Origin of the sequence: Streptomyces longispororuber (genome assembly GCF_024448165.1) — a bacterium.
Classification (GTDB): Bacteria; Actinomycetota; Actinomycetes; order Streptomycetales; family Streptomycetaceae; genus Streptomyces; species Streptomyces longispororuber_A.
In genome coordinates this window covers 12,965-27,520 of sequence record NZ_JAMOLN010000138.1, presented here as the reverse complement: position 1 = coordinate 27,520, position 14,556 = coordinate 12,965, and the positions used below count along the sequence as shown (strand labels likewise).

General features: G+C 75.2%; 14 protein-coding genes. 5 read left to right on the top strand and 9 right to left on the bottom strand.

Annotated features, from left to right (window positions below):
- On the bottom strand, positions 1-971 hold a 971-nt coding region (locus M4J07_RS31695), incomplete at its 3' end, for a helix-turn-helix transcriptional regulator (RefSeq protein WP_255977368.1).
- A 62-nt stretch (positions 972-1,033) separates the two neighbouring features.
- Between M4J07_RS31695 and M4J07_RS31690 the strand changes: the two genes are divergently transcribed.
- The 3 genes from M4J07_RS31690 (at position 1,034) to M4J07_RS31680 (ending at position 3,070) form a co-directional block, all read left to right on the top strand.
- Positions 1,034-1,513, top strand: coding sequence for a hypothetical protein (locus M4J07_RS31690; protein WP_255977367.1), 480 nt, complete (start codon positions 1,034-1,036; stop codon positions 1,511-1,513).
- Positions 1,510-1,995 (top strand): hypothetical protein, encoded by a 486-nt coding sequence (locus M4J07_RS31685; RefSeq protein WP_255977366.1) that lies wholly within the window; start codon positions 1,510-1,512, stop codon positions 1,993-1,995. The genes M4J07_RS31690 and M4J07_RS31685 overlap by 4 nt, the downstream gene beginning before the upstream one ends.
- 91 nt (positions 1,996-2,086) lie before the next feature.
- Positions 2,087-3,070: an aldo/keto reductase gene (locus M4J07_RS31680; protein WP_255977371.1), complete on the top strand. Its 984-nt coding sequence runs from the start codon at positions 2,087-2,089 to the stop codon at positions 3,068-3,070.
- Between the two features lie 8 nt (positions 3,071-3,078).
- Here the strand turns inward: M4J07_RS31680 and M4J07_RS31675 are convergent, their stop codons facing one another.
- The 5 genes from M4J07_RS31675 to M4J07_RS31655 form a co-directional block, all read right to left on the bottom strand.
- On the bottom strand, positions 3,079-3,984 hold the full coding sequence (locus M4J07_RS31675; RefSeq protein WP_255977364.1) for a GPI inositol-deacylase: 906 nt from the start codon (positions 3,982-3,984) through the stop codon (positions 3,079-3,081).
- Positions 3,984-6,254 (bottom strand): WD40 repeat domain-containing protein, encoded by a 2,271-nt coding sequence (locus M4J07_RS48305; protein WP_255977362.1) that lies wholly within the window; start codon positions 6,252-6,254, stop codon positions 3,984-3,986. Before M4J07_RS48305 ends, M4J07_RS31675 begins: the two co-directional genes overlap by 1 nt.
- The gene (locus M4J07_RS31665; protein ID WP_255977361.1) at positions 6,251-8,422 is read right to left on the bottom strand and encodes an AAA family ATPase; all 2,172 of its coding nucleotides are present in this window, start codon (positions 8,420-8,422) and stop codon (positions 6,251-6,253) included. The genes M4J07_RS48305 and M4J07_RS31665 overlap by 4 nt, the downstream gene beginning before the upstream one ends.
- A 69-nt stretch (positions 8,423-8,491) precedes the next feature.
- On the bottom strand, positions 8,492-9,208 hold the full coding sequence (locus M4J07_RS31660) for a class I SAM-dependent methyltransferase (RefSeq protein ID WP_255977360.1): 717 nt from the start codon (positions 9,206-9,208) through the stop codon (positions 8,492-8,494).
- A 27-nt stretch (positions 9,209-9,235) separates the two neighbouring features.
- Complete coding sequence (locus M4J07_RS31655) at positions 9,236-9,541, bottom strand: 4a-hydroxytetrahydrobiopterin dehydratase (protein ID WP_255977359.1); 306 nt, start codon at positions 9,539-9,541, stop codon at positions 9,236-9,238.
- A 39-nt stretch (positions 9,542-9,580) separates the two neighbouring features.
- Here M4J07_RS31655 and M4J07_RS31650 point away from each other — a divergent pair, with 39 nt between their 5' ends.
- Positions 9,581-10,384, top strand: a complete 804-nt coding sequence (locus tag M4J07_RS31650; RefSeq protein WP_255977358.1) for a helix-turn-helix domain-containing protein — start codon at positions 9,581-9,583, stop codon at positions 10,382-10,384.
- Here the strand turns inward: M4J07_RS31650 and M4J07_RS31645 are convergent.
- The 3 genes from M4J07_RS31645 to M4J07_RS31635 all read right to left on the bottom strand — a co-directional run bounded on the left by M4J07_RS31645 (position 10,366) and on the right by M4J07_RS31635 (position 12,963).
- Positions 10,366-10,803 (bottom strand): hypothetical protein, encoded by a 438-nt coding sequence (locus M4J07_RS31645; protein WP_255977357.1) that lies wholly within the window; start codon positions 10,801-10,803, stop codon positions 10,366-10,368. The genes M4J07_RS31650 and M4J07_RS31645 overlap by 19 nt on opposite strands.
- A gap of 109 nt (positions 10,804-10,912) precedes the next feature.
- Complete coding sequence (locus M4J07_RS31640) at positions 10,913-11,737, bottom strand: phosphoenolpyruvate hydrolase family protein (protein ID WP_255977355.1); 825 nt, start codon at positions 11,735-11,737, stop codon at positions 10,913-10,915.
- Positions 11,734-12,963 carry a Tm-1-like ATP-binding domain-containing protein gene (locus M4J07_RS31635; protein WP_255977369.1) on the bottom strand — a complete coding sequence of 410 codons (1,230 nt, stop codon included), beginning with the start codon at positions 12,961-12,963 and terminating at the stop codon, positions 11,734-11,736. Before M4J07_RS31635 ends, M4J07_RS31640 begins: the two co-directional genes overlap by 4 nt.
- 154 nt (positions 12,964-13,117) lie before the next feature.
- On the opposite strand from M4J07_RS31635, the gene M4J07_RS31630 reads away from it, so the two are divergent.
- Positions 13,118-14,521: an aminotransferase-like domain-containing protein gene (locus M4J07_RS31630; protein WP_255977354.1), complete on the top strand. Its 1,404-nt coding sequence runs from the start codon at positions 13,118-13,120 to the stop codon at positions 14,519-14,521.
- The last annotated feature ends 35 nt before the right edge of the window (positions 14,522-14,556 follow it).

Here is a 14,556-nt window from a genome sequence, read left to right as displayed (position 1 = left end):
GATGCGTTGCCGTCCGCGTACAGCTTTGCGAGCGCTGTCGCCGTCGCCGTGATCCGGTCCCGCAGCTCCGCCGGTTCGAGGACCTCGATGTCCGCGCCGAGCCGGAGGAACGCGTCGTGCGCATGCCCGACCGACTCGATCGGGACGCGGGCGCGGGTCCAGCCGTCGGGTTCCGCGCGACCGGTGTCCCGTGCGGCGCGGGCGGCGGCCGCGTCGAGGCGGTCGGCGGCGCCCGGCGCGAGGCGGACGAGGGCCTCGCCGGTGTGCAGCCGCCGGTGGAAGTCCTCCTGGTACGCCGTCCAGTAGGCGGCCAGGCCGAAACCCTCGGGGACTGTGAACTCCTCGTCGGTGGGACGGAGTTCGAGGATCTGGTCGACGCGGTAGGCGCGCGGGCCGCCGGTGCCGGCGGATGCCACGACGTACCAGCGGCCCGCCTTGAGCACGAGTCCGTACGGCTCCAGCCGCCGCTCCACGTCGGTCGGTTCGCGCCAGCGCCGGTACGTGACCCGGACCGCGCGGCGGTCCCACACGGCGGCCGCGACGGCCGGCAGGTGATCGGCCCGGTCCTCGTCCGCGTACCAGCCCGGCGCGTCGAGGTGGAAGCGGGAGCTGATCCGGTCGGCGTGCGCGCGCAGCTCGGCGGGCAGCGCGGCCCGCACCTTCAGCTGCGCCGCCGCGAGCACCGGGCCGAGCCCCAGGTCGGCGGCCGGTCCCGGGGCGCCCGCGAGGAAGAGGGCCTCGGCCTCGTCGCGGGTCAGTCCGGTCAGCCGGGTGCGGTAGCCGTCGAGGAGCCGGTACCCGCCGGCGTGCCCCGCGTCGCCGTACAGCGGGACGCCGGCGGCCTGCAGCGCCTCGACGTCGCGGTAGACGGTCCGTACCGACACCTCCAGCTCGGCGGCGAGCCGGGCGGCGGTCATCGGGCCCCCGGTCTGCAGCAGGAGCAGGATCGAGAGCAGTCGGCTGGACTTCACGGGAACATCCTCGGCAGCTTCACTGACACAGGATGTCAGTGAAGCGGTCCTACTGTCCCGCCATGGCCTTCGAAGAGAAACTGCTGACGGTGCCGCCGCCCCTGGAGGTGGCGGGCCGCCGCATCAAGCGCTACCACGTGACCTCCGACCCGGCGGGCATCGCACCGGACGTGGCCGAGGCGGCGTACGCGGTCCTGCCCGAACTGCTGCCGGAGCCGGACGGCACCCCGCCCGCCACGTTCGTCGTGCTGCACCGGGGCGGCGACAGCGGCGCGTACCTGAACGCGTACAGCTGGGTGTGGGACAACGTGCTGCACTTCCGGGGCGCCGCGGCGGGACAGCCGGCGCTCGGCTGCCCGGACACCGACCCCACCCGCTTCGTCCTGCCGGACAAGCCGTGGATCGGCTGCGTGTGGGAGCTGCCGCCGATCCTGCACGAACGCGACGCCTGGGTCCGGCACATGCTGGCGGCCGAGCGGTCCGACCTCGACGCGTACATCCACGACACGCTGCCCGCGGGCACCACCGGAGGACAGGCATGAGCACCGCACGCGACTTCGACTTCTTCCTCGGCGACTGGGACGTGGCCCACCGCCGCCGGCTCGACTTCCTCGATCCGGCGAGCGGCTGGGAGGAGTTCGGGGCGACGAGCCACTGCTGGAGCCTGTTCGGCGGGGCCGCGAACATCGACGAGCTGCACGTGCCCGTGCAGGGCTGGACCGCGCTGACACTGCGCCTGTTCGAACCGGAGACCCGGCAGTGGTCGCTGAACTGGGCGACCGAGCGCACGGGACGGCTCTTCCCGCCGACGATCGGGGCGTTCGGTCCTGACGGGCGCGGCGTGTTCCACGGCGACGACACGCACGACGGCAAGGACGTGCGGGTGCGGTTCGTCTGGTCCGGGATCAGCGCGACGACCGCGCACTGGGAGCAGGCGTTCTCGCTCGACGGCGGGAACACCTGGCTGACGAACTGGTCGATGGCGTTCACCCGGCGCGCCGCGGACCGGAGCGAACGTCCTTGACTTCGCGTGCACTTCAACGCGTTGACTCCTGATCCGAAGCCCGGCGCGCACACGGCGGCCGGGCCCGGCGAGGGGGACCCGTATGACCCGCATGAAGTACCGCACCATCGGCGGCGATCCGGCGACGCGCCGCGAGGTGAGCGTGCTGAGCCTGGGCGCCATGCTGTTCGGCACGGCCACCGACGAGAAGACCGCGTTCGCGATCCTCGACCGGTACGTGGAGGCCGGCGGCACGTTCGTCGACACGTCGGACAACTACGCGTACTGGTTCACCGGCAGCGTCGGCGGCGAGAGCGAGACGGTGCTCGGCAACTGGCGGCGCAGCCGCGGCATCGGCGACGAGGTCGTCGTCGCCACGAAGCTGGGCGCGGCGCCGCTGGCGCCCGGGACCGGGTACGTGGACAACGCGGAGGGGCTGTCCGCGGCGGCGATCCGCTCCGCGATCGAGGGCAGCAAGGCGCGGCTCGGCGTCGAGCGGCTCGACGTCCTGTACGCGCACATCCCCGACCCGAAGGTCGAACTCGCCGAGACCGTGCGGGAGTTCGGAGCGCTCGTGCGGGAGGGGCAGGTCGGTCTGCTCGGGGTCTCCAACCACTGGGCGTGGCAGGTGGAGCGGGCCCGCGCCATCGCCCGGGCCGAGGGTCTCGCCGGGTACGAGGTGCTCCAGTACCAGCACAGCTATCTGCGCCACCGCACCGATCTGCCCAGCCAGTTGTCGCCGGACGGCGAGCTCGGCACGGCCGACGGCAATCTGCTCAGCATGGTGCGGGCCGAGCCCGGCCTCGCGCTCGTCGCGTACTCGCCGCTGCTGAGCGGGGGGTACGTGCGGGACGACAAGCCGCTGGGCGCGGGGCACGACCACGGCAGCAGGGACGCGCGGCTCGCGGCGCTGCGGGAGGTCGCGAAGTCGTCCGGGGGGACGGTCAACCAGGTCGTCCTCGCCTGGATGATGGGCGCGGACATCCCGGCGATCCCGCTGGTGGGGGCGTCGTCCGTGGCACAGATCGAGGAGAGCCTGGGCGCCGTGGAACTGGAGCTGACGGCGGACGAGCGGGCGCGGCTCGACGCCGTCTAGGTCCTTCTTCAGGAACCCGTCAGGAACGGCGCGAGGGTGGCCGCGGTCCCCGCGCAGCCGAGGTAGTTCTTGGCGTGGTGGAAGCCGAACAGCGGGTGCACCGTGTCGGTGAGGTCGAGGTCGAGTCCGTCGAAGGCCGCGGCGAGACCGGGCGGGACCGCCACCGGGTCACCGGGGTCCGCGATGTTCACCCAGCGCGCGGCGCCGGGCGGGCGGACCCCCCGCGTCGGGGCGGGCGCGCCGGCCGGGGCGGGGTCGAGCCGGTCGAACACCACCTTGGGCAGGGCGAGCGGCGACCCCAGCGTCAGGAACAGCTCGACGCCCGCGTCCGGAGCCAGGTGCAGCGCCTCGTAGGCGACGACCGAGCCGAGCGAGTGCGCCACGACCACGCGCGGCCGGTGCCGGGCGATCCGCGCCGCCACCTCGGCCCGGGCCGCGATGCGCTCCTCGGCGTCCACCGCGCGCAGGTAGGTGGTCACTTCCGTGAACAAGAGGCGGACGAAGACGCGCAGCCGCCCCTCGTCGAGGTCGAAGCGCCGGGCCAGCCAGGCCGCCAACTGCCGTACGGGGAGCGTCAGATGGCCCTGGGCCGGCAGCCGGTTCATGCCCAGCGTCGCGGCCCACTCCTCCATCAGCTCCTGGGCCAGCGGATCGGTGAGCGGTCCCCCGTCGTCCTCGCCCTGGGGCGGGGGTCCGGCGTGGGTGGCGAGCTTGTCCGCGTAGTAGGCGAAGTCGAGGTCCAGGCGCTCCGGGGCGATACCCAGGCCCCCGGCCAGGTGGCGGGCCCAGGCGGCGGCCTGCAGCCGGCGGCGCTCCTCCAGGCGTTCACCGAGGACGCCCCGGCCGAAGCTGTTGCCGACGCCGTGCACCGCCAGCACGGACAGGGCGGGGGGCGGGGTGGAGCCGTCGGTCATCAGAGCCTCCGTAGCAGGGGGGACAGGTCGAGGGCGGCGACCTCGCGCCCCATCCCGACCAGAACCGTTCCGTCCGGGCGGACGTCGAGCGCCCGCGCCGTGTCCGGCAGCACGTACGTGGTGAGCAGGGCCCCGTCGTCCGTGTCCCACACCTTCAGCGACCGGTCGTCACCGCTGGACACGAGCAGCGGCCGCTCCACCGGGCCCGCGACGGACAGGGCGCGCACCCGCGCACCGTGTCCTGGCAGGTGGTGCACCTGGTGGCCGGAGTCCACGTCCCACACCTGGAGCGTGCCGTCCCCGGCGCCGACGGCCACCAGCGAACGGCCCTGCCGGGTGAGGGCGGCGAGCGAGCGGGGCCAGCCGCGGACGGGGAACCGGCGCTCGGGGTCGGTGGCCCCCGCGGCCAGCGGATACACCCGCACCGAGCCGTCGAGGTGCGCGCTGACGGCGACGGTGCGGGCGCCGCGGTCGAGCACGGCCAGGTCCCAGACGGCGCCCGCGCCCGGCTCCAGGGTGAGCCGCGAGGCGTCGGCGTCGAGGTCCCAGACCCGTACGGTGCCGTCCGCGCAGCCGGCGACGACGCTCGGCCGCCCCGGCGAACCGGTGGCGACGATCCGGCGCACGCCCCCGGTGGCCTCCGCGAGCACCCGGACGAGCGCGCCGCTGTCCAGGTCCCAGACCCGCAGCGCGCCGTCGTCGCCACCGCTGACTCCGACGGGCCGTCCGGCGAACCGCGTCACCGCTGTCGTGCGGATCCAGTCGGTGTGGCCCTCCAGGCACGCCGTCAGCGCTCCGGTGGCGAGGTCCCACACCCGCACCGTGCGGTCCTCGCCGCCGGTCACCGCGCGGCCCCCGCCGGGGTCCGCCGCCACCGCCCGGACCCGGCCGGTGTGTCCGTCGGGCGCCGTACCGGGCCCCGGCGTCTCCAGGTCCCACAGCCGCAGCGCGCGGCCGTCGCCGCCGGTGACCAGGTGCTCCCTGCCGTTCACCCGGAGCGTGGCGCTGCTGCGGACCGCGGCGGTGTGGCCGGTCAGCACGTTCGTGACCGCGCCGGACGTCAGGTCCCAGACCCGCACCTGGCCGTCCGCGGACCCCACGGTGGCCAGCGCCCGGTCGCGCACCGTCGTGACGGACAGCACCGGGGCGCCGCCGTCGGTCCCCGGCAGATCACGCAGCCGGCGCCGTTCGAACGGGGCCCAGAGCGCCACCGATCCGTCGGCCGAGCCGAGGACGGCGAGGGACCGGGCGCCGGTGGACACCGTAGCGACCGTGCGGAGCGTGCTGAGCCCGCTGTTCGTCACGTGCAGGATGTCGCCGCTCGCCAGGTCCCTGACCGTCAGCGCGCCGTCGATCGTGCACGTCATCACCCGGGCCAGGTCGTCGCGGCGGATCAGCGCGAGGCCGGCCAACCGGTGTGCCCTGCCCGGGAGTTGGCGGCCCCCGGTGCCGCCGGTGAGCGGGTGGACGAGGACGGTGCCGTCGGCGCCCGCGGAGACGATGTGGCCGGTGTCCCCCCAGGGGACCGCGGCGATGTGGGTGACCTCGCTCCGGTGTCCCGGGAGCCGCACCGGCCGCCCGCCCCGGCGGACGTCCCACCGCCACAGCCCGCCGTCCGCGGTGCCGATCACCGCGTGGCTCCCGTCCGCCGGGTCGGCCGCGGCCAGGGCGGTGGCGTCGTCGTTGCGGCCGGGGCGTTCCCGCAGCGGGGCGCCGGTCGACAGGTCCCACACGGTCACCGAGCGGTCCGCGCCGAGCACGACGGCGACGGGCCGGCCGTCCTGGCCGGTCAGCGCCGCCACCGTGCGCACGCGCTGCCGGCCGAGGGGTACGGAACGGATCAAGGCGGTGGAGACCTGCTGGCCGGTCGCCCAGCGCACGGACCAGTCCTGGTCGTCGGGCAGTTCGCCGCGGAGCCTGCGATGGCCGAGCCGCTCGGCCGCCAGCGCCAGCAGCTGGCCGCGCTCCCGCCCGTCCGGCGCGCCCCGCAGCGTGGCCGAGTGCCGGTAGACCGCCGCGCTCAGGCGGGCCTGCTCGGAGCGGGCCTCGTGCAGGACCGCGCCGATCGCCTCGGGGGCGGCGTACAGCAGGAATCCGGCCTCGGCGAGGAGCGCGTCGAACGCGCCCGCGTCGACGGCGTGCCGGGCCAGGTGCCGCAGCAGGTAGGGGTCGGCGAGGTGCCAGAGCGGACGGCCCGCCGCGTCCTGGGGCAGGGCGTGCCGCAGCTGCCGGTACAGCCGGTCGGCCACGCCGCGGTCCGCCGTCGTCACGACGGCACCCCCGTGTGCAGCGCGCGCAGTTGGTCGGCGAGCCCTTCGTGGAACAGGCGGTACAGGGTGCTGCCGTCGACGTCGACGTCCCGCCGGAGGTAGAAGCGTGCCGCGCCGTCGAGCAGCGCGTGCAGTTCGTGGGCGGGCACGGCCGCCCCGGTGTCGGGGTCGGTGTCCGGGTCCGGGTCCGGGTCCGGGGTGAACGCCCGCGCCGCGTGCGCCAGGACGCGCTCGGGCATGCCGCGTCCCTGCGCGTAGGCGAGCGCGGTGAGCACGGGCAGCAGATGGCGCTGGCCCGCGTGGCGCCGCAGGTCGAGGCGGAGCAGTTCGAGCAGGCCGCGCGGCGCCTGTCCGCCGAGGTCGCGGGCGGCCCGGGCGTCCCGGTCCGTGGCCTTCAGGGAGCCGGTGACCAGCAGGTAGTGCACATACAGTCCCGCGGTCAGGAACTCGCCCCACTCCAGGCCGCCGTCGCCGCTCTCCGGTCCTTCGCCTCCTTCCCCTCCCTCGCCTCCGTCGCCGACCAGCCGGTCCGCCATGCCGTCGGCGAGCGCGCGCCGCACGGCGCCCAGGGCGCTGCCCGCGTACGGGGTGTCGTGTTCGAGGAGGTTCTGGACGTAGTCGCGCACGCCGTGCCTGACCTGGGGGGCGGGCACCGCGTCGAGGTCGGTGACCCGGCCGCGCAGGGCGGCGAGCCGGAACAGTTCGCGCAGCCCGTCCTCCTCCCTGGCGCCGACCACGAGACGCAGCAGGCCCGGCTCCGCCACCGCGGTGCGGGCCAGGGGCACGAGCAGGGCGGAGGCGATGTCCTGCGGTTCCTCGGCCTCGTCGAGCGCGTCGACCACCACCGTGACGGGCGCCGCGTCTCCCTGGGCGCCGAGCAGGCCGACGAGGCGGGCGGCGGGGCCCGGGGCGGGCGCGGCCGCGTCGGGCGGGGCGGCGTCCGGGCAGACCGCGCGGACCTGCTGTTCCAGGGAGCGGACCATCTGGTCGAGGGTGAGACGGCGGGCGTGCACCACGACCAGCCGGTCGTTCTCGCCGGGGCGGCGGCGCAGATGGCTCCAGATGCCTCGGGTCGCCTTGCGCAGCGCGGGGTGCGCGGCGCACACCAGGACGCCGAGCAGCGCCGACTTCCCCACCCCCGGCTTGCCGGTGACCACGCACAGCGCGGGGGCGCCGCCGTCCAGCCAGTCCGCCAGCTCCTCGACCTCGGCCTCGCGCCCGGAGAAGTAGCCGTACTCCCCTTCCCTGGCGACCGGGTGGCCGCCCGACGCGCGGCGCCGGAAGTGCTCGGGGTCGCCGGCCCATTCCGTGAGCCGGGCGATCTCGGGCGGCACGTCGTCGGGGAGGGCGACCGGCGGGCCCAGGTCCGGGTGCTCGCCGTAGGAGGGGTTGGGGAAGAACGGCAGGTCGAGGTCGACGTGACTGGGGACGAGGCTGGTGAGGATGTGCTGCACGGGCCCGCGGTCGAGGTCGACGAGGCGGCTCACCACCCGCTCGATCTCCTGGTAGACGGTCTTCGCGGGGATGTACGGCAGGGAGCGGTCGATGCGCAGCTCGCCGTCCCGGTAGCGGTGCAGCACCTGCGCGGCGGCCTGGCTCAGCCGGTAGCCGAACGCCTGCTGCCGCGCGCCGGTGGCGGCCAGCACCCAGGCCCGGCGCCCGGCCACCTCCTGGCGCGTGTGCCAGGACTCCACCGCGACCTGGCCCGCGTAACAGACGTCGAGGATGAACAGGGTGTGCGGCCGGTGCCGGCCGGGGTGGTCCTCGATCAGCTCGATCCAGTGGGTGACGGGGACGGTGAGCCGCTCGCCCCGCGGGTCCAGGACGTACAGCTTGCCGCTGCTGCTCCCGGCGAGTTCACCGTGGCCGACGATGTGGACGACGAGAACGTCGATGTCGCGGGCGGTCACCGCCTCCTCGATCGCGGCGCGGTGGTCCACCGGGTCGAGCAGGGCCTTCGGCCGCAACGGCGTGTAGCGGAAGCCGGTGAAGGCGTCGGCCACGTGCTGGGCGTACCGGGGCGCCTCGTCCAGCAGGTCGAGGTCGACGCGGGGGGACATGCCGTCCTCGTCCGGGGTGAGGGACACCCCCAGGGCGAGCACGGCGTAGCGCCGGTCCTGCGGCGGGTGCGGTCCGTCCTCGGAGGGTGCGGTCGTTCGGTCGAGCACGATGGTCGCCGCCCTCCCCACTCTCCCCTTCCGCGGACTGCTCCGACCCTAGGTGAAGGGGGGCGGCGCTCACCGGCGGTCGGCGGAAAAGGCGAGGATCCGGTACGTCGGGTCGGGGCGCGGGGCCCGCGGTTCGGGCAGCGCCTCCAGGGCGCGCGCCAGCGCCTCGCCGCCCGTCGCGTACAGCCGTCCCGCCCGTACGTCCGCCGCCACCCGGCGCGGCGTCCGCCCCTGGCCGTGCCCCACGAACGCGGCCTCGCCGCACGCGCGCAGGCCGTGGGCGGCGGCGAGGGACGTGACGAGGCCGGACGCGTCCGCGGGGCGGCAGCCGCGGTGCCGGGCCACCAGCGCGCAGAGGTCGCTGCCGACGTGGTGGGCGGCGGCCTTGTCGACCGTGGTCACGAAGACGCCGCCGGGGCGCAGGACCCGGGCGGCCTCGGCGACGACGGGCGCCGCGTCGTCGAGGAGGTGCAGCAGCCAGATGGCCGTCACCGCGTCGAACGTGCCGTCGGCGAAGGGGAGTTGACGGGTGTCGGCGCGGGCCACCGCGCCGTCGAGGCGGGGCGCGGCCGCGCGGAGCATGCCGTCGGCCAGGTCGACGCCGAAGGGGCGCAGGCCGGGGCGGGTCAGGCGGCGGGTGACGATGCCGGTGCCGCAGGCCAGGTCGAGGAGGGTGCGGGGGCCGGCTAGCAGCAGGCCGAGGATCGCGTCGGCGGCGGCCCGCGCACGGGGTTCCCCGCCGCGGGTCTCGTCGTAGCGTGCGGCTTCCTGGTCGTAGTCGAGCACGGCCGGACGGTAGCAGGCGGGTCCGGCTCAGACGGCGCCGTGGCCGGCGGCCAACTCCTCCACCCTGCGGGCGAGTTCGAAGTCCTTCTCGGTCACGGCGCCGCCCGCGTCGTGCGTGTTCACCGCCAGGGCGACGGTGTTGTAGCCGAGCGTGAGGTCCGAGTGGTGGTTGAGGGCTTCCTGGGTCTGCGCGACGTGCACGACCAGGGCGGTCGCCGCGAAGTGGTTGTCGAGGCGGTAGCTGCGGGTGATCCGGTCGCCGTCGAGTGACCAGCCCGGCAGTTCGGCGAGGCGGTCCTCGATCTCCTTCTGGGAGAGCGGTTCTGTAGGCATGCCTCCAGCGTGCCACCACGACCGGGTTACGGTCTCCTCATGACAACTGCGGCGCGCAAGAACACGTCGGAAGTGGGCCGTCTGCTGCGCGGCTGGCGGGAGCAGCGGCGGGTCAGCCAGCTGGACCTGGCGCTGCGCGCGGACTCGTCGGCGCGGCACATCAGCTTCGTGGAGACGGGCCGCTCGCGCCCCAGCGAGGAGCTGATCCTGCGGCTCGCGGACCATCTGGACGTGCCGATGCGGGAGCGCAACGCCCTGCTGCTGGCCGCGGGGTACGCGCCGCGGTACGCGGAGACGCCGCTCGACGATCCCTCGCTGGGCGCGCTGCGCGAGGGCCTTGAGCGGCTGCTGCGCGGCTACGAGCCGTATCCGGCGCTGATCGTCGACGCCACGTACAACGTGATCGCCGCGAACCGGGGCATCGCGATGCTGATGGAGTCGCTGCCCGAGCACCTGCTGGCGCCGCCGCTGAACGCGATGCGGCTGACCCTGCACCCGGAGGGCCTGGCCCCGCGGATCCGGAACCTGCGCGAGTGGCGCGGCCACCTGCTGGCCCAGATGGAGCGGCAGATCGCGCTGGCCCGTTCGGACGCGCTGCGGGCGGTGTACGACGAGGTGGCCGCGTATCCCGTGCCGGAGGACAGCGGGGAGGAGCCGGCCGAGCCGGTCCCGTACTTCGCGCTGCCGATGGTCGTGGAGCACGACGGGCACGTGCTGTCGTTCGTGTCGTCCATCTCCACGTTCAACACGCCGATGGACGTGACCGTCGCCGAGCTGGCCGTCGAGACGCTCCTCCCGGCCGACCCGGCGACGGTCAAGTACCTTCAGTCCGCGATGGGTTGAGTGCGGCTCGCGCGCAGCGCGGTGTGCTGGAGCGCGGCGAAGCCGGCCACGGTCACGGCCTGCAGCGGCACCCACACGGCGCCCGCGGTGCTCGGCTCCAGCCAGGCGAACAGGGCGATCAGGCTGAGCGCCGTCCAGGTGAGGTTCACCTCGATGACCGTGCGCACGGCGAGGACCGGCGGCCGGGTGCGCGCGGCCAGGGCCCCGACGGCGACTCCGTACGCGACGAGGCCCACGCCGAGCCCGAGCAGCAGGCCCGCGTCGATGCCGAGGAAGCGGCCGAGCGGGCCGGACGCGGCGACGTACGCGAGGCCGTTGCCCGTGGTGACGACGGAGTCGAGGGCGAGGAAGCGGCGCAGCCACGTCCGGCCCTGAACTGCCGTGCCCAGCATGGTGGTCGAGGTCGTGGTGGCGGACATGTGGATCACCCTCCGTCGGCTCGGTGCGGACCCTTGAGGATCTGCGTCGTGCTGTTGCCACCACCCTGCCCGGGGCCGCCCGGCCGGTCGATTACGCCGGAGGTAATGGTCAGCCGAGCGTCATCCCCTTGAACGCCTCGGTCTGCGCGACGATCGCCCGTTCCGTGGGCAGCCGCTCCACGGACGAGGCGCCGAAGAAGCCGACGACGCCGGTGGTGCGGTCGAGGACGTACTGGGCGTCCTCGGGTTCGGCGATGGGGCCGCCGTGGCAGAGGACGAGCACGTCCGGGTTGACGCGCTTCGCCGCGTCGTGCATCTCCTGGACGGCGGCCGCCGCCTGATCGAGCGTCAGGGCGGTGCCCGCGCCGATCGCGCCCTTCGTGGTCAGTCCGACATGCGGGACGAGGACGTCGGCGCCCGCGCGCGCCATGTCGGCGGCCTGCCCGGGGTCGAAGACGTAGGGCGCGGTGAGCAGATCGCGTTCGTGGGCGGCGCGCACCATGTCGACCTCCAGGCCGTACCCCATGCCGGTCTCCTCCAGGTTGACGCGGAACGTGCCGTCGTAGAGGCCGACCGTCGGGAAGTTCTGCACGCCCGCGAAGCCCATCGCCTTGAGCTGGTCGAGGAAGAGGTCCATGCGGCGGAACGGGTCGGTGCCGCAGACCCCGGCGAGCACCGGGGTGTCCCGGACGACGGGCAGCACCTCGCGGGCCATGTCGACGACGATGGCGTTGGCGTCGCCGTACGGGAGGAGTCCGGCGAGCGAGCCGCGGCCGGCCATCCGGTAGCGGCCGGAGTTGTAGATGATGAGCAGGTCGACGCCGCCCGCCTCGGCGCACTTGGCGGAGAGTCCGGTGCCCGCGCCCGCGCCCACGACGGGGCGGCCGGCGGCGACCTGGGCGTGCAGCCGGGCGAGGGCTTCCTTGCGGTTCATGACGTGGCTCCCTGGGTGGCGGTGATCAGTGCGTGCAGCCGGTCGGCCATGGCGACGGCGAACGCCGGGTCGTTGATGTGGGCGTCGATCTCGTGGAGGCGGACTCCGGTGCGCCGTACGGCTTCCAGCGCGGCGGCGTCGGCCTCCGCGTCCTCGAACGGGCCGTCCGCCACGTCCACCGCGGAGACGCCGCGCAGCGGCCAGAACACCTCGGCGGGTCCGGTCGCGGCGGCCGTCTTGCGGCCCAGTTCGGCGCCCAGTTCGCGCATTTCGGCGGGGGTGGTGCGCATCAGGGTGACGGTCGGGTTGTGCACGAGGAGACGGCGATCGGCGAACCGGGCCGGGACGGTGGACTCGGGCCCGAAGTTGACCATGTCGAGTGCGCCCGGCGCGACGACCTGCGGGACGCCCGCGGCCCCGGCCGCGGTGAGCCGGTCGGGCCCCGCGCTGAGCACCCCGCCCACGCGTTCGTCGGCGAGTTCGGTCGTCGTCAGGTCGAGGACGCCGTCGAGCATGCCGTCGGCGGCGAGTTTCTCCACGGCCCGGCCGCCGGCGCCGGTGGCGTGGAACACGAGGACCTCGTAACCGAGTTCGGCGAGCCGGGCCCGCGCCGCGTCGACCGCCGGAGTGGTCACGCCGAACATGGTCGCGGCGACGACCCTGCGCCCGGTGCCGCCCGCGTCGGCCTTCTCGAACCGCGCGGCCATCCCCGCCGCGGCGGCGGCCGCGTTGCCGAGGACGAGCCGGGAGACGGCGTTGATGCCGGCGATGTCGACGACGCTGTACATGAGGGTGACGTCGCTGCTCCCCACGTACGGGGCGACGTCACCGCCCGCCATCGTGCTGACCAGGACCTTCGGCACACCGATCGGCAGCGCCCGCATGGCCTGCGCGGCGATCGCCGAACCGCCGCTGCCGGCGGCCGCGAGCACGGCGTGCAGCCGCCCCTCCCGGTGCAGTGCGGCGACGGTCAGGGCCGCGCCCTCGGCCATCGCGGCGACGGCGGCCCCCCGGTCCCCGGCCGTCCGCAGCGCGGCCGGATCGTGGCCGGCCGCCCGGGCCACGGCGTCGGCCGGCACGTCGGCGGCGGGCGCGTCACCGGGTGGCGCGTGCACCCCGACGTCGACGAGCAGCACGTCGCAGCCCTGTTCCCGCAGCCGCTCGCGCAGCCATCCGTACTCCGCGCCCTTCGTGTCCAGCGTCCCGACGAGCACCACGGTCGCCATCGCCCGCTCACACCCCTTCGTGTCCGGTTCGTGTCCGGCGTTCTCGTTCGCCACTGCGCCGATCCTGCGCCCGTCCCCGCCGTGCGACAACGACCAGTGGGGCGGGATTGGCCTGCGGTGCCGCGGACGGCGCGGGTGAGTGAAGATGTTCGGTATGAGCCGAATCGCCGCACCTCGTCTGTCCCGTCTCCTCACGGGGTGGGCGGCGGACGGCGGCGGCGCCCTGCCGGCCCGGCTCGCGGCGGCGCTCGCGGACCTCGCCGAGCGCGGCGACGTGCCGGCGGGGACGGTGCTGCCCTCGCAGCGGGAGCTGGCGGCCGTGCTCGGGGTGAGCCGGTCCACGGTGACGGCGGCGTACGCGCTCCTGGAGTCCGACGGGCGGCTGGAGAGCCGGCGGGGTTCCGGGTCGCGGCTGCGCGGTGCGGGCGCGCTCGACCGGCACGTCGGCGAGGGCCGGCTGGCGAGCTTCGACACCCGGACCGCGGCGGTCGACCTGTCGAGCGGCGCGCTGCCGGGGCTTCGGGTGGTGACCGAGGCGTTCGGCGAGCTCGGCCCCGCCGACCTGGCGGGCCCGCTGCGCACCGACGGCTACCACCCGCACGGGCTGCCGGAGCTGCGCGAGGGCATCGCCGCGTACTACCGGGCGGCGGGGCTGCCCACCCGGGCCGAGCAGATCCTGGTCACGACGGGCTCGCAGCAGGCGGTCTGGCTGATCGCGCAGGCCCTCGTCGACCCCGGTGACACGGTCGTCGTGGAGAACCCGACGTACCGGGGCGCCCTGGAGGCGCTGCGGGCGCGCGGCGCACGGATCGTGCCGGTGGGCGGCGACCGTCCCGGCGCGGGCCGGGCCGGTGCGGACGTGGCGGCCCTGCGCGCACTGCTGGGCACGAGCGTGCGTCCCCGGCTCGTCTACCTCCAGCCGTCCGTGCACAATCCGACGGGCCGCACCCTCGACAGCGCGGCCCGCGGCGCGTGGACGTCGGTGCTCGCGGACCACGGGCTGACGTCGGTCGAGGACAGTTCCTGCGCCGAGCTGACCCTGTCGGACGGCGCCCCGCCAGGCCCGCTGCCGTCCTCCGACTTCACGATCGGCACGTTCTCGAAGCTGTTCTGGGGCGGGCTGCGCATCGGCTGGATCCGGGCCTCGGCGCCCGCGGTGGCCCGCCTCGCCGGCCTCAAGAAGGCGGTGGACCTGGCCTGCCCGGTCCTCGAACAACTGGTGGCGGTCCGGCTCCTGGCCCGGCTCCCCGAGGCCAGGGCCGAGCGCCGCGCCGCCCTGCGCGACGGGCTGGCCACGGCCGAGGAGGTGCTGCGCGAGCGGGCCCCCGGCTGGGAGTGGGACCGTCCCGCGGGCGGCCCCGCCCTGTGGGTCCGGATCCCCGGCGCGGACACCGAGTCCCTGGCCCAGCAGGCCAGACGCCGTGGCGTGGCGGTGATCCCGGGCTCCGCATTCTCGGCGGTGGACGGGTTCCGGGACCGGATACGGCTGCCGGTCGCGCACGGCAGGAAGGTCCTGGAGAAGGCGCTGCCGGTGCTGCTGGAGTGCGCCCGCCGCTGACGTCCGGAGCGGATGGCCGGGGGACCACCCGTACG